General features: G+C 52.1%; 20 protein-coding genes. 8 read left to right on the plus strand and 12 right to left on the minus strand.

The features are described from left to right. Positions 1–38: 38 nt before the first annotated feature. The 6 genes from leuS (at position 39) to ACFFLD_RS12400 (ending at position 7,165) form a co-directional block, all read left to right on the plus strand. On the plus strand, positions 39–2,624 hold the full coding sequence (leuS, locus tag ACFFLD_RS12375) for a leucine--tRNA ligase (protein WP_386041057.1): 2,586 nt from the start codon (positions 39–41) through the stop codon (positions 2,622–2,624). Continuing rightward, positions 2,621–3,115: an LPS-assembly lipoprotein LptE gene (locus ACFFLD_RS12380; RefSeq protein WP_386041059.1), complete on the plus strand. Its 495-nt coding sequence runs from the start codon at positions 2,621–2,623 to the stop codon at positions 3,113–3,115. The genes leuS and ACFFLD_RS12380 overlap by 4 nt, the downstream gene beginning before the upstream one ends. Beyond that, positions 3,112–4,179 carry a DNA polymerase III subunit delta gene (gene holA / locus ACFFLD_RS12385; RefSeq protein ID WP_386041061.1) on the plus strand — a complete coding sequence of 356 codons (1,068 nt, stop codon included), beginning with the start codon at positions 3,112–3,114 and terminating at the stop codon, positions 4,177–4,179. Before ACFFLD_RS12380 ends, holA begins: the two co-directional genes overlap by 4 nt. 129 nt (positions 4,180–4,308) lie before the next feature. Beyond that, positions 4,309–4,713 (plus strand): PA2779 family protein, encoded by a 405-nt coding sequence (locus ACFFLD_RS12390; protein WP_386041063.1) that lies wholly within the window; start codon positions 4,309–4,311, stop codon positions 4,711–4,713. A 14-nt stretch (positions 4,714–4,727) separates the two neighbouring features. Next, positions 4,728–5,669: a PA2778 family cysteine peptidase gene (locus ACFFLD_RS12395; RefSeq protein WP_386041065.1), complete on the plus strand. Its 942-nt coding sequence runs from the start codon at positions 4,728–4,730 to the stop codon at positions 5,667–5,669. 281 nt (positions 5,670–5,950) lie between these two features. Then, complete coding sequence (locus ACFFLD_RS12400; RefSeq protein WP_386041067.1) at positions 5,951–7,165, plus strand: GGDEF domain-containing protein; 1,215 nt, start codon at positions 5,951–5,953, stop codon at positions 7,163–7,165. A 12-nt stretch (positions 7,166–7,177) separates the two neighbouring features. On the opposite strand, the gene sthA is transcribed toward ACFFLD_RS12400, so the two are convergent. From sthA to ACFFLD_RS12445, 9 genes are all read right to left on the minus strand, one after another. Next, the gene (gene sthA, locus ACFFLD_RS12405; RefSeq protein ID WP_386041069.1) at positions 7,178–8,569 is read right to left on the minus strand and encodes a Si-specific NAD(P)(+) transhydrogenase; all 1,392 of its coding nucleotides are present in this window, start codon (positions 8,567–8,569) and stop codon (positions 7,178–7,180) included. A 122-nt stretch (positions 8,570–8,691) separates the two neighbouring features. After that, on the minus strand, positions 8,692–8,946 hold the full coding sequence (gene nqrM, locus ACFFLD_RS12410; protein WP_386041071.1) for a (Na+)-NQR maturation NqrM: 255 nt from the start codon (positions 8,944–8,946) through the stop codon (positions 8,692–8,694). 375 nt (positions 8,947–9,321) lie between these two features. Continuing rightward, positions 9,322–10,554, minus strand: a complete 1,233-nt coding sequence (nqrF, locus tag ACFFLD_RS12415; protein WP_386041073.1) for an NADH:ubiquinone reductase (Na(+)-transporting) subunit F — start codon at positions 10,552–10,554, stop codon at positions 9,322–9,324. A 74-nt stretch (positions 10,555–10,628) separates the two neighbouring features. Continuing rightward, positions 10,629–11,246, minus strand: a complete 618-nt coding sequence (gene nqrE, locus ACFFLD_RS12420) for an NADH:ubiquinone reductase (Na(+)-transporting) subunit E (protein ID WP_240719763.1) — start codon at positions 11,244–11,246, stop codon at positions 10,629–10,631. Between the two features lies 1 nt (position 11,247). Further along, entirely contained in the window at positions 11,248–11,916 is a 669-nt protein-coding gene (locus ACFFLD_RS12425) for an NADH:ubiquinone reductase (Na(+)-transporting) subunit D (protein WP_386041075.1), read from the minus strand. A 2-nt stretch (positions 11,917–11,918) separates the two neighbouring features. Next, positions 11,919–12,740: a Na(+)-translocating NADH-quinone reductase subunit C gene (locus ACFFLD_RS12430; protein ID WP_386041077.1), complete on the minus strand. Its 822-nt coding sequence runs from the start codon at positions 12,738–12,740 to the stop codon at positions 11,919–11,921. Beyond that, positions 12,740–13,963, minus strand: coding sequence for an NADH:ubiquinone reductase (Na(+)-transporting) subunit B (locus ACFFLD_RS12435; RefSeq protein WP_386041080.1), 1,224 nt, complete (start codon positions 13,961–13,963; stop codon positions 12,740–12,742). Before ACFFLD_RS12435 ends, ACFFLD_RS12430 begins: the two co-directional genes overlap by 1 nt. A 2-nt stretch (positions 13,964–13,965) precedes the next feature. After that, the gene (locus tag ACFFLD_RS12440; RefSeq protein ID WP_386041082.1) at positions 13,966–15,315 is read right to left on the minus strand and encodes a Na(+)-translocating NADH-quinone reductase subunit A; all 1,350 of its coding nucleotides are present in this window, start codon (positions 15,313–15,315) and stop codon (positions 13,966–13,968) included. 304 nt (positions 15,316–15,619) lie between these two features. Beyond that, complete coding sequence (locus ACFFLD_RS12445; RefSeq protein WP_386041084.1) at positions 15,620–17,074, minus strand: glyceraldehyde-3-phosphate dehydrogenase; 1,455 nt, start codon at positions 17,072–17,074, stop codon at positions 15,620–15,622. Positions 17,075–17,380: 306 nt separating this feature from the next. Between ACFFLD_RS12445 and mfd the strand changes: the two genes are divergently transcribed. Beyond that, positions 17,381–20,830, plus strand: a complete 3,450-nt coding sequence (gene mfd, locus ACFFLD_RS12450) for a transcription-repair coupling factor (protein WP_386041087.1) — start codon at positions 17,381–17,383, stop codon at positions 20,828–20,830. A gap of 108 nt (positions 20,831–20,938) precedes the next feature. Next, positions 20,939–22,138, plus strand: a complete 1,200-nt coding sequence (locus ACFFLD_RS12455; protein ID WP_386041089.1) for a L,D-transpeptidase family protein — start codon at positions 20,939–20,941, stop codon at positions 22,136–22,138. A gap of 142 nt (positions 22,139–22,280) precedes the next feature. Here the strand turns inward: ACFFLD_RS12455 and ACFFLD_RS12460 are convergent, their stop codons facing one another. The 3 genes from ACFFLD_RS12460 to ACFFLD_RS12470 form a co-directional block, all read right to left on the minus strand. After that, the gene (locus ACFFLD_RS12460; protein WP_386041091.1) at positions 22,281–22,544 is read right to left on the minus strand and encodes an Lpp/OprI family alanine-zipper lipoprotein; all 264 of its coding nucleotides are present in this window, start codon (positions 22,542–22,544) and stop codon (positions 22,281–22,283) included. Positions 22,545–22,756: 212 nt separating this feature from the next. Next, complete coding sequence (locus ACFFLD_RS12465; protein ID WP_386041093.1) at positions 22,757–23,386, minus strand: L,D-transpeptidase family protein; 630 nt, start codon at positions 23,384–23,386, stop codon at positions 22,757–22,759. Positions 23,387–23,554: 168 nt separating this feature from the next. Continuing rightward, entirely contained in the window at positions 23,555–24,019 is a 465-nt protein-coding gene (locus ACFFLD_RS12470; RefSeq protein ID WP_386041546.1) for a 2-hydroxyacyl-CoA dehydratase, read from the minus strand. Between the last annotated feature and the right edge of the window lie 31 nt (positions 24,020–24,050).

Raw genomic sequence — 24,050 nt, forward strand, 5'->3', positions numbered from 1 at the left:
CCCCTTTTGGGCGAATACGCCAAGGCATTAATAAACCGATGGACGCACACTACAGCCCTCGTGAAATCGAACGCGACGCCCAACAGTACTGGGACAAACATCAGTGTTTCAAAGCAGTAGAGGACGCGAATCGCGAGAAGTTTTACTGCCTCTCCATGTTCCCTTACCCCAGCGGTAAGCTGCATATGGGGCACGTGCGTAACTATACAATCGGCGATGTCGTATCGCGCTTTCAGCGTATGCAGGGCAAAAACGTCATGCAGCCCATGGGCTGGGACGCCTTTGGTATGCCGGCGGAAAACGCGGCTATCCAGAATCAGGTACCGCCGGCCAAATGGACCTATCAAAATATCGACTATATGCGAAACCAGTTAAAGGCGCTGGGCTTTGCCTACGACTGGAGCCGTGAATTTGCCACCTGCGATACCAGCTACTACCGCTGGGAGCAGTGGTTCTTCACCAAGCTGGTAGAAAAAGGCTTGGTGTATAAAAAGATGTCGACCGTTAATTGGGACCCGGTGGATCAAACCGTGCTTGCCAATGAGCAAGTGATCGATGGCCGAGGCTGGCGTTCCGGCGCGCTGGTTGAGCGCAAGGAAATTCCACTGTGGTTTTTGAAGATTACCGACTACGCGGAAGAACTGCTGGCGGATCTGGACAAGGTGGAATGGCCCGAACAGGTCAAGACCATGCAGCGCAACTGGATTGGCAAGTCGCGTGGCGTGGAGCTGAGTTTTGATATTGAAGCGGCAGATGGAAGCGCGGCGGAGCCACTAGCGGTTTACACCACTCGTCCTGATACGCTGCTCGGTGTTACCTATGTGGCGGTCGCCGCTGGCCACCCGCTGGCCAAACAGGCGGCTGAGCAGAACAGTGAGCTGGCAGCATTTTGTGTTGAGTGCGCCAAAGGCGGCACCTCGGAAGCGGAAATGGCGACCAAGGAAAAACTGGGCATGGCGACCGGACATAGGGCGGTCCACCCGCTGACCGGCGATAAAGTGCCCGTATATGTCGCCAATTTTGTGCTGATGGAGTTTGGTACCGGCGCCGTAATGGCCGTTCCTGCTCACGATCAGCGCGACTGGGAATTTGCCACCAAGTACGGCGTGGAAATCAAACCCGTCATTGCCGATGAAAATGGCCAGAGCCCGGATCTTTCCGAAGGTGCTTATGTTGAGCACGGCACGCTGATCAACTCAGGCGAATTCGATGGTCTTGATTTCGAGCAGGCGTTCGATGCCATCGCCCAAAAGCTTGCTGATATGGGACGTGGCGAGGTTAAGACCAACTTCCGCCTGCGCGATTGGGGCGTTGCTCGTCAGCGCTACTGGGGCGCGCCGATTCCAGTCAAGTACGGCCCGGAAGGCCAGACCGTTCCGCTGACCGATGCAGAACTGCCGGTCGAGCTGCCCATGGAAGTCACCGTGGATGCCTCCGGCTCACCGCTCAAGAAAATGCCCGAGTTTTCGGATTTGGGTGACGGCTGGGTTCGCGAGACGGATACTTTCGATACGTTCATGGAGTCCTCCTGGTACTTTGCGCGCTTCTGCTGCGCCGACAACCATGAAGCCATGCTGGATGAGCGCGCCAACTACTGGCTGCCGGTAGATCTTTACATTGGCGGTATCGAGCACGCCATCTTGCACCTGCTCTACGCGCGTTTCTTCCACAAGCTGATGCGCGACTTTGGCTTGGTTGAGAGCGACGAGCCCTTCCAGCAGCTCTTGACCCAGGGCATGGTCATCGCGGAAACCTTCTATCGTACGCAAGCTAACGGTGGCAAGCAGTGGTTCAACCCTGCTGATGTGGAAGTGAAGCGTGACGAGAAAGGCCGTCCGCTTAGCGCGATCCTGATGAGCGATGGCGAGCCGGTCGAGATGGGTGGCATTGAAAAAATGTCCAAGTCGAAAAACAACGGCGTCGACCCGCAATCGATGATCGACAAGTTTGGTGCCGATACAGTACGCCTGTTCATGATGTTCGCCGCCCCGCCCGAGCAGTCATTGGAGTGGTCGGATTCCGGCGTGGAAGGCGCGCATCGCTTCTTGAAGCGGCTCTACCGCCAAGTCAGCGAGCACCTTGAAGCGGGCACTCCCGGCGAGCTTACGCTTGATGCGCTTAACGATGATCAAAAGGCGCTGCGTCGCAAAACGCACGAAACGATCAAGAAAGCCAGCGACGACATTGGCCGCCGCACCACCTTCAATACCGCCATTGCAGCGGTCATGGAGCTCTCCAACGCGATTGGCAAGTTTGACGACGCCTCAGCGCTTGGCCTGGCCGTTAGCCGCGAGGCGCTGGAAGCCTGCGTACTGTTACTTGCTCCGATCACACCACACTTGTGTCATAGCCTGTGGCAAAATCTGGGCTACAGCGAGCCTGCGATTGAAGCCCGCTGGCCAGCCGTTGACGACGCCGCGCTTACCCGCGACAACATTGAACTGGTGGTACAAGTCAACGGCAAGTTACGCGCTCGTTTAGAAGTCGCGGCCAGTGCAGATAAAGCGTCTATCGAAAAACTTGCCATGGAACACGAAAACGTACAGCGCTTCCTAGAAGGTAACACTGTACGCAAGGTGATCGTGGTGCCCGGTAAACTGGTCAATATTGTGGTGAGCGGATGAAGCGTCGAACGTTTCTAACCCTCAGCATCGCCGCTTCAGCGGCGGTGCTGCTTAGTGGCTGTGGTTTTCACCTGCGCGGCAGCGAATCGATGCCAACGATTCCGCCCCTTTCGTTAGAAGGTGATACCAACAGCGCCGTGGCTCAACAGATCGCTTCGCGCTTACAGCAGCGAGGTATCCCGGTAACGCAGGATTCACCGTGGAGAGTGACGCTAGGGACGCCGGTCTTAACTCAACGAGGCTTGGGCAACGATGGCCGAGCCAGCCGTGAACATGAGCTAACGCTACGTACGACCCTATCGGTACAAGAGCGGTCATCCAACGCCTATTACCTAAACAACGAAACGCTGTCGGTAAACACTCAAATCCGAGTCAGCGAAGACGACTTGCTTAACCGAGAAACACTGATGCAGGAAGCCGAGCAGGAGCTGGTCCGCAAGCTTTCGATGCGCATCATTGAGCGTATTGCTTACCTTGAGGGGATGCAGTGAAGCTATTTGCTGATCAGCTACCCGCTGCGTTGGCAAAAAAGCTTCCGCGCGTGGTAATCGTCGCAGGCGACGAACCCTTACAGCATCGCGACGCCTGCGATGCGGTGCGGGCGGCTGCGCGGCAATCAGGTGTTGAAGAGCGCGAAGTATTGGATGTCGAGCCTAACTTCGCGTGGGGCCGCTTGATGGAAATGTCGAGCAACCTTTCGCTGTTTGCGACCAGTAAATTGCTTGAATTGCGTTTGGGCAATCACAAGCTAGGCCAGGAAGGCGCAAAAGCGCTGGCGCAGTACGGCGACACCTTGGATAGCAGCGATGATATCTTGCTCATCAGTATGGGCAAGCTGGACGCCAAGCAACAAAAAAGTGCCTGGTTTAAAACGCTGGATAAACATGGATTATTCGTCCCGGTATGGCCAGTGGATGCCTCCCGCTTGGGCTACTGGTTGCGGGATCGTGCATCACATCACGGCTTACAAATCGATCTGGAGGCGGCACGCTTGCTGGGTGAGCGCACCGAGGGCAACTTACTGGCCGCCGATCAGGAGCTTCAAAAGCTGGCGCTGATTCATCCACAAGGCACCCGTTTGAATGTAGAAAGCATCGCCCAGGGAGTGGAAGACAGCAGCCGTTTCGATGTTTTCAACTTGGCGGACGCCTGCTTAAAAGGCGAACCCAGCCGTGCTGCTCGTATCATCAATGGGCTGCGCAGTGAAGGTGTTGAAGCCCCTATCGTGCTGTGGGCGCTTAGTCGTGAATTGCGGACATTGCTTTCACTACATCAGCACCTGGATCAAGGACAAAGCTTTGAGCATGCCTGCAAAAGCCAAAAACCGATGATTTTTGACAAGCGGCGCCCTGCTTATCATAAAGCTATTAGTCGTCTGCCGATGAAACGGTTACATAAATTACTGTTAATGGCACAACGGCTTGATTTAGCCGTTAAAGGTGCGGCTCCAGTGCCACTATGGCCTGGGCTAAACGACCTGGCCATGACCCTGGCAGGCGGCCGAGGGCTGCTCTCTGAAACAGCCTGGACCTATCGTATAAGTGCAAATAATTAGCACCTTGCACAGAAGACTTAAAAAATGCTCCATTTGTTTCTATACTCCTGATTCATGACAAAATAGTTCAAACTAAAATAGTTCAAGCCAACCAGCTTGTCCCACTCGACCAGTCTAAGGAATAAGACGATGAACAAAGTGCGTGCCTACCTCTCAAGCCTGCTAATTGCGGCGCTCGTTATTACCAGCTTACCCGTTGCCGCCGCCCCGGCGTCACCACAGTCGCTGGATTTAGTCTCTACCCAATCTGTTTTGTCAGCTGATCGTGCGGGCGCTGATCGCGAACGTATCAATGAGATTCTGGCACGTGCCGATGTACAGGATCAGCTGCTAAAACAGGGTGTGGATCTAAACGAAGTCGATGCTCGCGTTGCGGCATTAAGTGATGCTGAAGCGCAACAAATGGCCAATCAGCTTGAGCAACTGCCAGCAGGTGCTGGTGGCGGTATCGTCGGCGCTCTATTTGCCGTCTTCGTTATTCTGTTGATTACCGATATTCTTGGTCTGACCGACGTATACCCGTTTACTCGTTAATCGATAGGCTGCACATGAGCTATCTGTTTACTAACGCCCGCTTTGCGGGCGTTTTTATTATCTTTCTGGTTCTAACCGGATGCGCGCGAAACCCGGTATTACTGCAAAGCAGCTATCAATCTCTCCCGCCTCAGGAGGAAATAGTAAACCTTCCCTTTTTTTCCCAAACAAAGTTTCAATGTGGGCCCGCCACGCTCGCCATGGTACTCAACTATCAGGGAGTTGATACCGATATAGAGCAGCTCACTCCACAACTTTTTTTGCCACACCGTGAGGGCAGCGTGCAGCCTGAAATGCTGGCGACCGTGCGGCGCTACGAACAGCTGGCGTTTCCCATCCGCGGCACGATGGATGCACTACTGAACCATTTGGCAGCAGGCGATCCCGTGGTAGTGATGCAAAATTTATCACTGCCTATTTACCCTATGTGGCATTACGCGGTCGCTATTGGCTACGACCTCCCTGATGAAACGCTCATTCTGCGAAGCGGAGAAATCAGGCGTCACACCATGTCGTTTAGCCGCTTCGACGCTACCTGGGCACGCGCTAAACGCTGGGGATTTATCATTGCCGAACCGGGCACCATCCCTGACGGTATTTCCGCCCGTAATGCGCTAGAGGCCATTAGCGCCTATGAAGAAACCCACGGACCCCGCGCAGCGCTAACCAGCTGGCAAGCATTTATAGAGCGCCACCCCACGAGTGCGATGGGACAGTTTGCGCTGGGCAACGCGCTTTACGCGAATCATCAGCTTGATGAGGCTCGGAATGCTTTTGAAAGATCAACGGAACTGGATAGCAACCTGGGAGCAGGCTGGCTTAATTTAGGTCTTTTATTGATTCAAATGGAGGAAAATGGCGCTGCACGTGAAGCACTGGCCCAGGCTGCTAAACGTGAAGGAAGCTGGCAACAAAAAGCACGCCTCGCGCTGAATTCGCTGCCGAGCGGCACCTAAGCAACAATGATTACCCTCAACACCAATCATGGCGAGGATAAGTATGAGCCTGTAATTAGTAAAGTTGTTGGATAGTAGATGCTGCAAACGAATGTTTAAGTAATACAAGGACGACGTTTTAAGCTGTTCATTGGTCTACCTAACCATTGATGGGAAGGCGCCATGAGGAACTGCCGTATGCAATGGAAGCATTATTATGTTCATCACTTTTACACTCAACGGCTACCTGTGCAGATAGCCAGGCGTGTTGTCACTCTTATCATGGCGTTGAACGTCTCGTCATGATGAACCATCTTTATAACCAGACTCGCTGGCGAATGGCATCTGTTTTTGCCGTCATCCTGTTGGCGATGTCTATAGTGATGGGCAGCTTTGTTTACAGTACCTATCAAAAGGCCAGCGCTGACTACACTAAATTGGTTAGCAGTATTTTTCTGGCCCAGCAAGCCACGCCTCAATTACAGCTCGCCCTTGAAGAGGGCAGCCGCCAGCCTAATGGCGAACAAATTAGGTACATTGGTTATTTTCTTACCCTGTCGCACCAACATTTAAACAACATACGTACGAGCATCGACCACCATCGCCACCTTAACGCTGACATTGATAATCTTCATAAACATTTTATCAAGCTCGATCACCGCCTTACCCAACTCCATCGACAAGCTCAAGAAAGCACTCAGCGCCCGGAGCTGATTGAGGAAGTACAGCAAGCCGCTATAGAGATCGGCCACTACCAGATGTGGCTATATGAACAGCTGCTAGAGCAAATTCAAGCGGTTTCTGCTCAGCAACGTCTGGTCATGCAGCGTCTGACCCTAGGCGTCAGCGTACTGCTTGTGTTGGTGGTAAGCGCGACTATCACGCTGTGTATGGAAGTTATTCATCTGCATCACCAACGTCGCCTTATGCACCAGATGATGCTAACGGATGAGTTAACGGGGCTTTATAACCGTCGACATTTAGTCAATGTTGCCTCTGGTGCGCTCAAACAGGCCCAGCGTGATCAAGCACCGCTGAGCCTAATGTTGCTGGACTTGGATTACTTTAAACGTATTAACGATACTTACGGCCACCCTATCGGCGATGAAGTCCTACGCCAAATCAGCAAAAAGCTGCGCCAATTGAGCCGCCCGACCGACACGCTAGCCAGAATTGGAGGCGAAGAATTTTGTTTATTAATGCCCAACACCAGCACGCATGATGCTTTGCAGGTGGCCGACCGGCTGCGCCGAGAAGTTGAAGCTAATCAGCTTAGCGGCCTGGAGGCCGATGATAACCCTACCATTAGCATTGGGGTGACCACTGACATTAGCGGAACTCTTAACTTCGAGCAGCTTTACTCCTTTGCAGATAAAGCGCTCTATAAAGCCAAATCACTGGGGCGCAACCGAGTCGAGAGCCTATTGCCAACCATCACGTCAACGGCACCGCTCGGTAAGCCATCCTTTCGTTCGCTCCTAAACCATACCAGCGACTCGTTGAGTGCACCGGAATAACGACAGATCAGCTTAAAAGACTCGGTTTAAGCCATTCTGCGCAGCCACGCGATAAGCCTCAGCCATGGTAGGGTAGTTAAACGTTGTATTCACAAAGTACTTAAGCGTATTGGCATCGCCCTTCTGCTGCATGATGGCTTGACCGATATGCAAAATTTCCGAGGCTTGGTCCCCAAAACAGTGTATGCCCAGTATTTCCAAGGTGTCTTGATGAAACAGAATTTTAAGCATACCCACGGTATCGCCGGTTATTTGTGCCCGGGCAGTGTCTTTGAAGAAGGCTTTGCCTACTTCATAAGGCACCTTCGCTTCCGTTAGCTCACGCTCATTGGGGCCGAACGAACTGATCTCGGGAATCGTATAAATCCCGGTAGGGACATCGCTGACAAAGCGGTATTCTTTATCGAGAAGTTCATTACATGAATTCAAGCCTTGATCGTAGGCGGCACTGGCAAGGCTTGGCCAACCAATCACATCCCCGGCAGCGTAGACATGCGGCACCTCGGTACGGTAATGCTCGTCTACACTCAACTGTCCTCGGCCGTTAGCCTTTAAGCCAATATTTTCCAGCCCCAGGCTATCCGTATTGCCGGTACGACCATTTGCCCATAAGAACGCATCGGCACGCAGCTTCTTACCTGATTTCAAGTGCACCACCACCCCTGATTCGTCGCCCTCAACGCTTGCGTACTCCTCATTATGACGAACCAGAACGCCATGCTTACGCAGGTGATAGGAAAGCGCATCACTGATCTCACCGTCCAGAAAGGATAACAGGCTGTCGCGGTTATTAATGAGGTCTACTTTGAGCCCTAAGCCTGAGAAGATCGACGCATATTCACAGCCTATTACACCGGCGCCAAAAATAATCAGCGTTCGCGGAGTATGGGAAAGGCTCAAAATCGTATCAGAACAATAGATGCGCGGATGACGGAAATTGATATCCGCCGGACGGTAAGGACGTGACCCAGTCGCAATGACCACCTGTTTGGCCACCAGCTCTTCCATGCCTTCTTGTCGATCACGCACCTGCAGGGTGTGTTCGTCCTTGAAACGGGCCACTCCGTGAAATAAGTCGATTCGATTGCGGGCATAAAACGTGGTGCGCATCTCGACCTGTTTATCGATAGTGCCTCGTGAGCGCTCCATCACTTTGGGAAAAGAGAACCACCGAGGCTCACCAATATCGCGGAACATTCTGTTGGTGTTGAACGCCATGATCTGCTTGACCTGATGACGTAACGCTTTAGAAGGTATCGTACCCCAGTGAGTACAATTGCCTCCGACCTGAACCTGCTTTTCAATAATCGCGACGCGCTTGCCATGTTTTGCGGCATTAATGGCAGCGCTTTCACCCGCAGGCCCAGTACCGATCACCACAACATCGTAATTGTGAACCGCCATACTCTCTGCTTCTCCTTGCTATACTGCTGACTGGCACCCTCAGCCAGGCAAACATCCTGCACTACCGAGGCCGTAAAGCGTGGTTCACCGAAAACACGCACGTTGAGTGTCGATATTGCTATTTAGCGCCGCGTGGCATCGTAGCCTAAATCGGCACCACGACTTTCGTCGCTACGGCGGCGAACACCGCCCCGCTTACGGTTTTCCTCTTCGCACACTTCATCCTTACCGCCACAAATATCGCAGCCGTCTTTCATTCCAATCTGATTCAAACCGCCACACGAACCCGCGATGGGTTTGCGGCCCATGATGACGCCTACCGCCATCACGCCCATAATCAGAGCCATAAAACCGAATACTAGTAACCAAATAGCCATTTCATCCTCCCAGCAATATTGCCTTGCGTTACGTTAGTGCCTTACCTGCCGACAACAGTCGTATCGATAAGTGCCTCACGGTCGCCTTTCTTTGAATTAATTATACCCTAGCTACTCTCTTCTTATCATCGCTGCTTGGCCTGACAGGGTAATGGTTCGAAAAGACCGCTGGCTAGCTATCGTTGACCCTATCAACATGCGTAACCATTACATCACGGCATAGCAAGAACACACATGAGTACCCTTTAAGCAAATGCCCTTGAACCATGCCTAAAAACAAACGGGGCCAGCCAAAAGGCCAGCCCCGTCGCGCTCACTATCCACCTGTCACACCCTTTCTCAATAGCATCAGTGCGGCATGGATAAATCGCTTCCTTAGCCGCCGAAATCATCCAGAAGGATATTTTCCGGCTCAACGCCCATATCAAGCAGTAACTTGATAACCGAGGCGTTCATCATAGGCGGCCCACACATGTAGTACTCGCAATCTTCAGGCGCAGGGTGGTTCTTCAGATACTCTTCGTACAGCACATTATGGATAAAGCCTGTTGCCCCTTCCCAGTTATCTTCCGGCTGGGGATCAGAAAGCGCCAAGTGCCACTCAAAGTTGGGGAACTCTTCGGCTAACTGGTCGTACTCTTCGTTGTAGAAGGTTTCACGCCAGGAGCGCGCCCCGTACCAGAAGGTGATCTTACGATCAGACTTCAAGCGCTTCAGCTGATCGAAGATATGACTACGCATCGGTGCCATACCTGCACCACCGCCGATAAAGATCATCTCGGCGTCAGTATCACGGGCAAAGAACTCACCGAACGGCCCCATGACGGTAACCTTATCACCCTCTTTTAGGCTAAAGACATACGTCGACATCAAGCCGGGCGGATGGTCAGTGCCAGGAGGCGGCGTCGCGATACGGATATTGAACTTGAGGATACCCTTTTCATCGGGGTAGTTCGCCATGGAGTAAGCGCGAATCACTTCCTCGCTGTTCTTATGGGAAATTTTGAACATATCAAATTTATCCCAATCACCCCGGTACTCGTCTTCGATATCAAAGTCAGAGAATTTGACATCGTACGGCGGTGCAACAAGCTGTACATAGCCGCCTGCACGGAAAGCAACTTCTTCGCCCTCGGGCAGCTTCAGGTTCAGTTCTTTGATAAACGTGGCAACGTTAGGGTTAGCAATAACCTCAGTTTCCCACTTTTTAACCCCAAAGACTTCTTCAGGAACCTCTACTTTCATGTCCTGCTTGACCGGCACCTGGCAAGAGAGCCGCCAGCCCTCTTTTTTCTCACGCATGGTGAAGTGGGACTCTTCGGTCGGCAAAATAGAACCACCGCCCTCTTCCACCCGGCACTTACACTGGGCACAAGAGCCACCGCCACCACAGGCGGAAGAGAGGAAAATACCGTTAGCAGCAAGCGTATTCAGCAGCTTGCCACCGGCTTGGGTCTTCAAGGTGTGCTCAGGGTCGCCATTAACCTCAATGGTCACGTCCCCGCTACTCACTAACTTGCTTCGCGCTGCCAATATGATCGCCGTTAAACTAATAACGATGATCGTAAACATGACAACACCGAGCAAGATGACTGTTGTATCAACCATGTCGGTTTCCTATTGCTGAAGGTTTTCTGTTCATCAGCGGCGCCTCGGGCACCGCTGAAAAAAACCGGCTCCGATTAAAGCTGAATGCCTGAGAAGGACATAAAGCCCAACGACATTAGCCCCACGGTGATGAAAGTAATGCCCAACCCTTGAAGGCCACCCGGCACATCGCTGTACTTCAGCTTTTCACGAATACCTGCCAACGCGGCGATCGCCAACGCCCAACCGGTACCTGCACCGAAACCATAGACCACGGCTTCACCAAAGTTATAGCTACGCTCCACCATGAACAGTACGCCACCCAGGATGGCACAGTTTACGGTAATCAGCGGCAGGAAAACCCCCAGCGCGTTATAGAGCGACGGTACGTACTTATCAAGGAACATCTCCATGATTTGTACCAACGCGGCAATAACACCGATATAGGAGAGAAGGCCAAGGAAAGACAGATCAATATTCTCAGCACCACTAATACCGGTCCAGGTCAGTGCCCCTTCCTGAAGCAAGTAGGTAAACACTAAATTGTTGACCGGCACCGTCACGGTCAATACAACAATTACCGCAATACCCAAACCGATCGCTGAGGATACCTTTTTGGAAACCGCCAAAAACGTACACATCCCCAAAAAGAAAGCCAGTGCCATGTTTTCAACAAACACCGAGGCAACAAAAAGACTCAGATAATGTTCCATGTTACACGGCCTCCTTGGGCTTGCTGTTTTCCTTCATTTTGAACTCATTATCTTCTACCTGCTCAGGATTTACAGAGCGTAGAACCCAGATCAGTAGACCGATAATAAAGAACGCGGAAGGCGGCAGTAACAGCAGACCGTTGGGAACGTACCAGCCACCATCTTGGATGGGTTGAAGGATAGTGAATCCAAACACGCTGCCAGAACCCAGCAATTCACGCACAAAGCCAACCACCATCAGCACGAAGCCATAGCCTAGACCGTTACCGATACCATCTAAAAACGACATGCCTGGCGTGTTGGACATTGCAAAGCCTTCTGCACGCCCCATGACGATACAGTTGGTAATGATCAAGCCCACGAATACGGACAGCTGTTTAGACATTTCATAGGCGTACGCTTTCAATATCTGGTCTACCACAATTACCAGCGAGGCAATGATGGTCATCTGTACGATGATGCGGATCGATGATGGAATATGATTCCTGATCAACGATACAAACAGATTTGAAAACGACGTTACAAAAATAACCGCCAGCGCCATGACCAGCGAGACACTCATGCTGGTGGTTACCGCCAGTGCCGAACAGATCCCCAGAATTTGCAGTGCAATAGGGTTGTTCTGGAATATAGGCGCTGTTAAAACGCCTTTTGCATTTACGTCCGCCATGATCAGGCCCCCTCAACGTCTTCGAAGTTGGTGTCGGTATCTTCGGCATCTTCCGGTTCAGTACCGCTGCGGAATTTTGCCAAATAGGGACCGAATCCTTCTTCGCTTAACCAGAACTGCAGCATGTTCGTCACGCCGTTACTGGTTAGCGTAGCGCCAGATAGCGCATCGACTTCGTATTCGCTGCTAGCACCGCCTTTGGTCAGGTGAATTTCCGGTGAAAGGTCGCCCTCTTCATCGTAAATTTTCTTACCTTCCCACTGTGCTTGCCAGCGCGGATTGTTTACTTCAGCGCCCAGGCCTGGGGTTTCGCTATGCTCATAGTAGGTGATACTGACAATCGTGTTGCCATCACCTTCTACTGATAAAAAGCCGCGCATCAGCCCCCAAAGACCTTGACCACGAATCGGTAGCACAATCTGTTCCGGGTCGTCTTCACTGCCTACCAGATACACCGTGGCATAGTTTTCAACCCGTGAGAGGCCAGCGATATCCTGATCACCTGAAAGCGTGCGACCAGAGGCGGGGTCACGCGCCGCCTCAAAGCTATCGTACGTATCAGGATCAAATTCATCGCTGTACTCGCCGGTTTCCAGATTCACTACCCGAGCAGTGATCTGCTCGCGAAACACTTCTTCAACGTCCATGCCCGGCTCAAATAGCTTGGCAACGTTTAAGATGTTGGTTTTACGGTCAAGCTCCTGATTCAACTGCTGGGCAGGTCGTAATGCGACCGCTGCCGTCGAGACGATGACAGAGCACACGATACAGAGTGCAAACGCCACAATCAGGACTTTCTTGATGGAGTTATTACTTTGTGCCATTAGGCAGTCTCCTCGGCCGGAACGCCGGTTCGCTTCACGCGACGCTTAATGTTGGCCTGGACGAAGAAATGGTCGATCAGCGGTGCAAACAGGTTAGCAAACAGTATCGCCAACATGATGCCTTCCGGGAAAGCCGGATTCACAACGCGAATCAAAACAGTCATGACGCCGATCAGCGCACCAAAGATCAGCCGGCCCTGATTGGTCATCGAGGCTGATACCGGATCCGTTGCCATGAAGACCATACCAAAGGCGAAACCACCAATAACCAAGTGCCAGTACCAAGGCATGGCAAACATTTCGTTGCTGTCAGAGCCGACCAGGTTAAATAGCGTACTGGTAGCCACCATACCGAGGAAAACCCCCAGCACGATTCGCCATGAGGCAATGCGTGTCCATAACAGTACTGCTAAGCCGATCAAGATTGCCAAGGTCGAAACTTCACCTACAGAGCCTGGAATGAAGCCATAGAAAGCATCCCACCAGCTATAGGTATCCGTCATTGTTGCCATACTTTCCTGGAAAGCCATCGACAGCGGAGTAGCACCTGTATAGCCATCCGCAGCCACCCATACAGCATCGCCAGAAATTTGCGCGGGGTAAGCGAAGTAAAGAAAAGCACGCCCGGTAAGCGCGGGGTTCAAGAAGTTTTTACCCGTGCCGCCGAAAATTTCCTTACCAATCACCACACCGAAGGTGATACCAAGAGCGACCTGCCAAAGAGGAATAGTGGCCGGCAGTATCAACGCAAACAGCACAGAAGTGACGAAGAAGCCTTCGTTCACTTCATGGCCACGCTTGATCGCAAACAGCACTTCCCAGAACCCGCCCACGACAAACGTGACCAGATAGATGGGTAAGAAATAAGTCGCGCCCAAGACAAAGTTGGCCCACAAGCTGCTGGCATCATGTCCAGAAGCAAGCGTCATCAAAATTGCTTCACGCCAGCCTCCCATAGAGGCATAGCCCGCTTCGATGGCCGTATTTGCCTGCCAACCTGCGTTCCACATACCGAAGAACATGGCCGGGAAGGTACACATCCAGACGGTAATCATGATGCGTTTAAGGTCGATGCCGTCACGCACGTGAGCGGTGGTTTTAGCCACGCTCGGCGGTGAGTAGAAAATCGTATCTACCGCCTCAAAAAGCGGATAGAACTTTTCATACTTCCCGCCTTTGTGGAAATGCGGCTCGATATTTTGGAGTGTCTGTTGAATACCCATTATCAGGCCTCTTTCTCGATCATGGTGAGATTATCACGCAGGATAGGGCCATATTCGTATTTGCCAGGACAAACATACGTGCATAGCGCCAAATCTTCTTCGTCCAGCTCCAAACACCCAAGCTGCATGGCAACCTCGATGTCGCCTACGATCAACGAGCGCAGTAGCTGAGTTGGCATGATATCCAGCGGCATTACCGTTTCGTATGAACCCACTGGCACCATGGCCCGCTCGGAACCATTAGTGGAAGTGGTGGGGGCATAATTACGCAGCCCTTTAAATCTGGAAAGATAAATACCCAGCACCGAATGTCGATCTGCGCCAAGTGACAACCAGCCCATCAAGATGCGTTTATTGCCCTCTTCAAGCAGGCTGATTTGATTATTGAAGCGCCCTAGATAAGTGAGCTTGCCTTCAGAAGTAAAGCCAGAAAAGACCGACCCGGAGATAACACGAGTATCATCGGGTTTGATGACTTCTTCAGCCAGTAGTTCTTCCAAGCTAGCGCCAATACGCGAACGTATCAAGCGTGGATTCTCGGCACGCGGGCCACCAATCGCAACCACGCGGCTCATATCCAGTTTACCTTCCACAAACAACTTACCGAACGCGATGACGTCCTGGTAGCCGATGTGCCAAACCTTTTTGTGCAGCGCAACGGGCGAAAGATAGTGAATATGAGTGCCCACTAGACCGGCAGGATGCGGCCCAGCAAAGCTTTCAGCCTTGACGCCGTCAACATCGCCACCTGGAATCGAGGCATTTTCACCCGTGCACAAGAAGACGTTGCCCTCGGTAAGGCGCGCTAACACCTTGAGGCCATCTTCGAATGCTTGAGGCTGTTCATTAATGATCAGCTCAGGATCGGGGCTAAGTGGATGGGTATCCACGGCGGTCACAAAAATATCGGCCGGCGTGCTATCGATGGCCGGAGTGCGTGAGAAAGGACGCGTGCGTAATGCCGTCCATAGCCCCGACTCTACTAGTTGGTCAACGACTTTCTGACGCTCAAGCTGTGCTAATGCATTACGATCGTGAGCCGCGAATTCAATCGCCTCCTCAGTTTCGTCAATTTTGATTACCACAGATAGTAAACGTCGTTTTTCGCCACGGTTTATTGCAAGCACTTCACCGGCAGCAGGCGCTGTGTAGCGCACACCATCAACTTTCTTATCGGTAAAGAGCAATTGGCCTAGTTTGACCTTATCCCCTTCCTGGACCTCCATGGTCGGCTTCATGCCGATATAGTCGGTACCCAGGATTGCCACATGGCGCACAGGTCGCGCATCTTCAATACGCTGCTCGGGCGCTCCCGTGATGGGGAGATCCAGGCCTTTTTTGACTTCGATCATAGTCTCGCCCAGTTGTTGGATCGGATATACGAAGGTAAGGGGTTCGAAAGCTTCTTTTCTGCTCAGTGGATTCTAATATTCTGCTCAGATTGTTAACAGTCCGGCCCAAGCAACACTTGAACCACCCCGAAAAATCTATCGCATTATAAAGATAAGCGTGTCCAATGACCACATCCCTGAAGGTCGCCAAAAGTGCTATATACATTGGAAAACTGCTTTACAAAGATAAAAAAACGCCACCCGAAGGTGGCGCGTCTCTCATTATTTAGCCTTACGTTCCGCCAACAGGCCAAGATAGGCGTTATTATCGCGGCAGCTTTACAAAACGTACATTCGACATCTGCTGCAAAATACGCACTACCTGACAGCTATAACCAAACTCATTGTCGTACCATACGTAGATGACCGCATGATGCCCATTGGCGATGGTCGCTTTGGCATCAACGATACCGGCATGTCGATTGCCAACGAAATCCGACGACACCACCTCAGCTGAATCCACATAATCAATTTGCTTTTGATAAGCGGACTCAATAGACATGCGACGCAAATAGTCGTTTAGCCCTTCCGCATCGATTGTTTTATCGAGCGTCAGATTCAAAATCGCCATGGATACGTTAGGAATGGGTACCCGGATAGCGTTACCTGTCAGCTTACCCTCAAGCTCTGGGAGCGCTTTTGCGGCTGCTTTAGCGGCGCCTGTCTCGGTTAATACCATGTTGAGCGCCGCACTGCGCCCACGGCGATCGCCTTTATGGTAGTTGTCGATCAAGTTCTGGTCGTTGGTATAGGCATGTACGGTTTCAACGTGACCATTGACCACGCCATACTCGTCATTGAGTACCTTTAATACCGGCACGATGGCATTGGTGGTACATGAGGCAGCAGACACAATCAGGTCATTATCGCCAATGCTGTCATGATTAATGCCATAGACAATATTTTTAATATCGCCTTTGCCTGGAGCGGTCAGCAATGCCTTAGCGGCCCCCTTGCACTGTAGATGCTGGCCCAAGCCAGCTTCATCGCGCCAAATACCGGTATTATCGACGATTACTGCATTATTGATATCGTAGTGGGTATAGTCAATATCGCTCGGTGAGTCGGCGTATATCACCTGAATAACATTGCCATTGACGATGAGTGTACGGGCCTCAGCGTCCACCATGATCGTGCCGTCAAACGGACCATGCACAGAGTCTCGACGCAGCAAGCTTGCGCGTTTTTCCAGATCTTTTGCAACATCACCCCGACCACGCACAACGATCGCACGCAGCCGTAGCAAATTACCGCCCCCGGCTTTTTCGATCATTACCCGAGCCAACAACCGCCCGATACGGCCAAACCCATAAAGCACCACATCTTGTGGCTCGCCGGTACTGGCTCCAGGCTGATATCCATCAATAATATCGTGAAGCTCTTTACGTAAAAAAGCCTCGACATCACCACCGCCCTGACGCTTGAACATAACCGCCAGCTTGCCCACATCAACGTGCGCAGGACCTAGATTTAACGCCACCATCCCTTTAATGATGGGATAGGTATCCTCAACAAAGAGTTCAGTCCCCTCCAGCTTACGCACAAAGCGGTGATCTTTAAGAATACGGATAACCGACCGCTTGATCAGCGAACGTCCGAACATGGTGGCAACGACGTTGTTCTGACGATAGAGCTGCCCCACTAACGGGATCATCTGCTCTGCCAAGGCTTCGTTACACTGCCATTCTTGAAAAACGTTTTCGAGAGCTTGCTGACTCACGTGCGGCCTCATCAGGTAGGGGGACTAGTTAGTAACCACAGTTTAATAAAACAAACGCGACGTTAAAACGTGGCGTTAGAAACATCTTGTAACTGAAAATTCGTTGGTCATTATCCGGGGCCAGCCCAGCGGTCGCAATGAATGGATAGTCGCACAACATGTAGGGGTATTACAGAAACGTGGATTTGACTACAAGATCACGACGGACTAAAGATTACATCGCTACCCGTCGTCGCGGCACTCTAACTGAAACGGGTGATCGTGTATGATCCTCTTTCCGTTTCAGCGCAAAACGATATCTAGCTTATGCCTACTTTTTCTTTGCTCGAACCGCCTCAGCCTGACGGGGCTCGCGACACGCTATATTGGACATCGCCGCCGGGCAGCGCAGCAGCCCTGGCACTGGCGCGTGTTGCTACGCATGCCCCGCTGCTGGTCATTACCGCCAATACGGCCAGCGCCCAGCGCCTCGAACAAGACCTTTATTTTTATAGCGATGTGCCGGTACTGTCTTTCCCCGACTGGGAAACGCTGCCGTACGATAGCTTTTCGCCCCACCAAGATATTGTTTCAGCTCGGCTACGCACCCTGCGCCAGCTCCAAGATGGTGTACGCGGCATTGTCTTAGTACCCATCAATACCCTCATGCAGCGCTTACCCCCGGTTGAATATATTGCCGGGCGTGTAATGACCTTAAAGGTCGGGGAACGGCTCAACCGCGAAACGTTTCGTGAATCGCTTTCACGCGCTGGCTATCGCGCGGTTGAAACTGTTTACGAACCGGGCGAATACGCCATGCGTGGGGCGCTGATTGATCTATTTGCGATGGGCATGGAAGAGCCGATCCGCATCGACTTGTTTGACGATGAGATCGATACGCTGCGCCATTTCGACCCAGGCAGCCAACGGTCCACGGACAAACGCGACGCTTTGGAACTATTGCCGGCCCACGAATACTCGTTAAGCCGTAGCGCTATTGCCTGTTTCCGAGAGCAATTTGAAACGCTGTTTGATGTTGATCCTCGCCAATGCCCGCTTTATAACGATGCCTTAAAAGGTATTCCATCACCGGGCCTTGAGCACTATTTACCGCTGTTTTTTGAACACACCGCTTCCCTATTCGACCACCTGACCGACGATACCCGGGTGGCACTGCTTCCTGGTGTTTTCCAGGCTGCCGAACAGCATTGGCAGTCGATTGATGCACGCTATGTCAATTTGGGTGTCGACCCTACCCGACCACTGCTTCCGCCGCACCGGGCGTTTTTCCCGGTTAACGACGTTTTCTCGGCCATTAAGGCGCGCCCGCGGATCGAGCTGACTGACGATAGCGAACAGCGCCATGCCCAACAGCCCGAAGCCACCCCATTGCCAGCGCTGGCCATTAATGCCCGCGCCAAACAGCCGCTTGGCGAGCTCAGGGCATTCTTAAAAAACCACACTGAAACGCGCGTGCTTTTCGTGGCCGAATCGCGGGGTCGTCGCGAAGCCTTGGAAGAAGTTTTGGCTCCGCTAGGGCTTTCGCTCCCGCATATCAATGGCTTTCAAGATTTTCTAACCAGCCAACACGCGTATGCCATTACCGAAGGGTTAATTGCCAGTGGTCTATGGCTCAATACGCCCAACATTGCTGTCATCAGTGAAACGGAGCTGTTTGGCGATGTGGTACGCCAAAGCCGGCGACGCGAAAAAGCCACTGATGATAATGAACTGGCGGTACGCCATTTATCAGAGCTGCGTGAAGGTGCCCCCGTGGTACATCAAGCGCACGGAGTGGGCCGTTATTTAGGGTTGGAAACGCTGGAGGCGGGTGGGCAGGCAAGCGAGTTTCTCGCTCTCTCTTACGCTGATGGTGCCAAACTTTATGTTCCGGTTGATAGCCTGCACCTCATTTCGCGCTATAGCGGCGCCGATGACGAGCTGGCGCCCCTCCATAAGCTTGGTTCGGACCAGTGGGAAAAAGCCCGTCGCAAGGCCGCTGAGAAGATACGCGACACCGCTGCCGAGCTATTGGATATTTACGCTCGTCGGGAAGCTCAGCAAGGCGTCGTCTACGAATCACCGGGAGATGAGTACCTTCGCTTTGCTGGAAACTTCCCGTTTGAAGAGACCGCCGACCAGCATGCAGCGATTGAGTCGGTAATAAGCGACATGACCTCTCCTCAGCCTATGGATCGCGTTGTTTGCGGCGACGTAGGGTTTGGCAAAACGGAAGTCGCCATGCGCGCGGCCTTTATTGCGGTTCAATCCGGCCGACAGGTAGTCGTGTTAGTCCCTACGACGCTACTGGCCCGCCAGCATTTTGAGAACTTCCGAGACCGATTTGCCGATACAGCCGTCAACATTGGCTTGATCTCTCGCTTCACCAGCGGAAAAGATACCAGCCAAACGCTGGAAAGCATCAAAAACGGTCAAACGGATATCGTTATTGGCACCCACAAACTGCTCTCCAAGAGCGTTGAGCTCCCCAAAATGGGCCTGCTCATTATTGATGAAGAGCATCGCTTTGGGGTGGCCCAAAAAGAGAAGCTTAAAACGCTTCGCGCTGAAATTGATATTCTGACGCTGACCGCCACGCCTATTCCACGCACGCTGAACATGGCCATGAGCGGCATTCGTGACCTGTCCATCATTGCAACGCCTCCTGCGCGGCGCCTTTCTGTTAAAACCTTTGTGCAGCAGCACGATGCCAGCATCGTCAAAGAGGCCCTGCTGCGTGAAATACTTCGCGGCGGTCAGGTTTATGTGCTGCATAACGAAGTAAAAACGATCGAAAACAGCGCAGAAAAAATACGCGAACTGGTTCCTGAAGCACGCGTAGGCGTTGCCCATGGGCAACTACCGGAACGCAGCCTGGAGCGTATTATGTCGGACTTTTACCACCGCCGCTTTAATGTGCTGGTATGCTCGACTATTATTGAAACAGGTATTGATGTTCCCAGTGCCAATACCATTATTATCGAGCGTGCCGATAAATTTGGTTTAGCACAGCTACATCAGTTGCGTGGCCGGGTCGGTCGCAGTCACCACCAAGCTTACGCCTATCTGTTAACACCGCCTCCCAAAGCCATGACCAGAGATGCCATTAAACGTTTGGAGGCGATAAGCGCTTCGGACGATTTAGGCGCTGGTTTCACACTCGCAAGTCACGACATGGAAATTCGCGGTGCGGGCGAACTATTAGGCGATGAACAGAGCGGCCAGATGGAAACCATTGGCTACACGCTCTATATGGAAATGCTAGATCGTGCGGTCAAGGCCATTCGGGCAGGCAAGACGCCTAATATCGACGCCCCCTTCAACACCGGCGTAGAAATTAGTCTTAATTTGCCAGCATTGATTCCGAATGATTACATTCATGATGTGCAACAGCGGCTAGTCATCTACAAGCGCATTGCCAACACACAAAGCGATAATGAACTCAAAGAGCTGCAAGTAGAGTTAATTGATCGTTTTGGCCTGCTACCCGCATCGCTGAAGAATTTAATACGACAGACCAAGCTACGGCATCGTGCCGAGCAGTTAGGTATTAGCAAGATCGAAGCTGGCGAAAGCCGTGGTCGAGTGCTGTTTGACGGCAGCACCCAAGTAGATCCATTAACGCTGGTGAACCTTATTCAGACCCATCCGAAACATTACCGCTTAGATGGGTCGGATACGTTACGATTTGAATTACCGATGGAAAGTGTCGACAAGCGTTTTGAGCAGCTTGAAAAGCTACTCAGCATGCTTAATCAAAAAGTAGCGGCGGCGTGAGCCTTGGGGCAAACTTAACCCTAGCCACTCCCCAGTTGATCAGCACCCATGATTCAACTCCTGTGGCCCAACGCGCATCAGCAGTGAATTAACATATTAGGAACGTCCATGAACATTCGCGATACCTTTACCCTATGGGGCCCCACCAGTCTGGCAGTGTTACTCGCCGCCAGCTTGTCGAGTCCCGCTTTTGCGCAACAGGCTGCTACCCAAGCCGATCCACAGGTTCAGGAGCAGCCTCAAGAACGCTCCCAAGAACAGTCTCAAGAACAATCTAAAGAACAGTCTCAAGAACAGACGCAACCGCAGGCAGACATCAGCATTGATGCGGTTGATAGCGCTGCTCAAGTCGCGGACCAGGATGAGCTGCCGCGTGGCCACTTCCGCCTCCCTGAACAAGGAGACGTGATAGGGGAGCACTACACGGTTATCGTAGAAGACCCCGAGCAGACGCTGATCGATATCGCTCGGCGCCATAATATTGGCTATGAAGAAATCCGCATGGCCAACCCTGATGTCAGCCTTTGGGTACCGGGTGTTGGCACTGAAGTGGTCATTCCAGCCAAATATATTCTGCCTCCTGCCCCACGGGAAGGTGTAGTGGTTAACCTCTCGGAACTGCGCCTTTATTACTATCCCGCCAACAAACCGGGAATCGTCGAGACCTACCCGGTCAGCGTCGGTCGTGAAGAGTTCGCCACCCCGGTGGGTATAACGCGGACGACGGTCAAGGTGAAAGACCCCGCCTGGGCACCGCCCGCCTCCATGCGTCGCGAAGCAGCCGAGCGTGGAGATCCTGCACCGTCGGTCGTTCCGCCAGGCCCGGACAATCCCCTGGGAGAACACGCTATATTGCTCGCCATGCCGAGCTATCTGATTCATGGCACCAACCGCCCAGATGGCGTAGGCATGCGCGTCAGCCGTGGCTGTATTCGTATGTACCCAGAAGACATTAAGTCGCTTTATGAGCGCCTTCCGAGTGGCACCCAGGTCAACTTGATGGATGCGCCCTTTAAAGCAGGCTGGGCGGCTGACGGGACACTGTTTGTTCAGTCCTTCCCGCAGCTACAAGAGAATGTAGGGGACTTTGAGCCGCTACTGAACGCTCTGGAGCGGGTCAACGCGCTGACTGAAAACAACATTGAGATAGACTCGGCACAGATCGAACGCGCCGTAGAAGCGCCCGATGGGCAGTTTATTGCGCTTTATGGCCCCCAAGCACCCGAACTTGAGCCTGAACCAGAACCGGTGAAGCTGATCAACGAGGTTGAGCTAAGCGCCTCCTCCTCTGCTAACCAAGAGTCCTAAACTAAGAGTCCTAAAACCAAAAACCCCGCCGAGGCGGGGTTTTTAGCATAGCTAGCGGCAAAAACACTTACCTAACTAACTACGACTTTCATACAGCAACTGCTGAGAGAGTCGAGAGACTCCACAACAGCTCCAGGCAGAATTACTTCTGCATGGAACGCTGGAACTGACGGTTCATTTCTTCACGGCTCTGCTCAGACATCTGCAGGGCAGCTTGCGCGTCGCGCTGAGCTTGGTTAGCAGTGTTCATTGCTTGTGAAGCCATGCTACGTGCTTCTGCAGCGTCAGCTTGTGCAGATTCTGCAGTCATGCGAACTTCTTCCAGAGCGCTGGTAGAAGCACAACCAGCAAGAATTGCCAGAGAAGCGGCAGCAGCAGTCATCTTCAGAGTAGTTTTCAAAGTCATAATGTTCTCCTTGAGTCGTCCTTGGGTACTACGTTAATGGTATGACAAAGATAAGGCTAATTAATTAGTTTAGCTTTGTCTACCTGCGGTGCAGGTTCTTTACAATGACTGGTGCTGTGAAGCACGCAAGTCAAACGCTGTTTTATAATAGACCACAGCGGTTGTCTATAGCCATGTATTTAAAACCTCGAACTTCCTTCAACGACATCAGCTTAACGGATCACTACTCGAGTGCCAACACCTACGAGTTCTGCTAAGCGGTCTATTTGTTCGTTGGTAACGGCAACACACCCCTGGGTCCAATGGAAGCGCCCATGAACCTCTGGATCAGCGCGCCCCAGACCATGAATACCAATCGCCCCACCCAGGGCGGTATTTTGCGGTGGCTGGCCGGTACGTCGGTAGTAATCGAAGTATTGTTCGTAATCAGTTTGCGAATAAATTCCTTTATCCAGCGCCATGCGAGCGTGCGCAGGCGAGGGATAATCAAGGCTCATGAAAGTACGCCATTGGCTTTCGTAGTTAAAACGGTTAATACGAAACTCGCCTTTGGGGGTGACATTATCGCCTCTAACTCGTTGCGTTTTTGCCCCGGCACGGCCAAGCGATATAGGCTCAAAGCGTTCCAGTAGCGCATTGCCACGAAAGACACTCAACGTTGCCTCTTGATCATCCACCAGCACCCACAGCTCATTCGTATGGCGTGGCACAGGCGCGCGAACCAGCATTGTCTCAATGAGATCCGCTGTGCCAGCTTCACCAATGAAAGAGGCATGGGCGCTAGCAACGGCGGGTAAACTAAGCGCCATGGCTAAGAATTGACGGCGATTAACTAAAAACATGATTGCTCTCGAAACAGGGCACTCTCGACACATTAGCCTTTGATTGATCAATTAGATACATCAGGAGGCTGTTATACCTTATTCCGTCATTCGACGTTAGTAATTTCGTCATTAGCTCACGCTCAATGACCAATGCGCTTGTCACCACTAAGCTCGCATACCGCCTCATTAAAGGCCCTTTAGCTCTTCTATGCTGGCAACCATCTTGCGTATCTCAGCATTATGTCCTTCCGCTAGCGAGTCAAAAAACTCTGCTTCGGGTTTAATCCTGGCACGTAAAGCACGATGCTCATACATTGCTTGCAAACGCTGGTGTGCGGTCGTAGCCGTTTCCATCGCATCATCTATCGAACCAGTGACCGATTGCTCCGCAAGACGATCCAGCTCGGGAGGCTCAGGAAACTCACCAGATTCATCGAACCATGTCTCCAACACTTCGGATTGGTCCGTACTATCATGAAACAGGTCTTCAAGCCCCGTTTTCATCTGCAGCTCACGGCTAGCCAAGTAATCTAACGCCATCTTTAAGCGCTCATTATCAGCATTTTCAGCGGCCTCGCCATACTGACGCGCCATCCGCGTGTGAAAACCTGCCGCCCACTCAACTAAATCTTTAACCTGGTTGTAGCGCATCATGATCTCCTTCTCGTGGTGCTTACTTGAC

It is taken from the genome of Vreelandella sulfidaeris (assembly GCF_042429665.1).
Classification (GTDB): Bacteria; Pseudomonadota; Gammaproteobacteria; order Pseudomonadales; family Halomonadaceae; genus Vreelandella.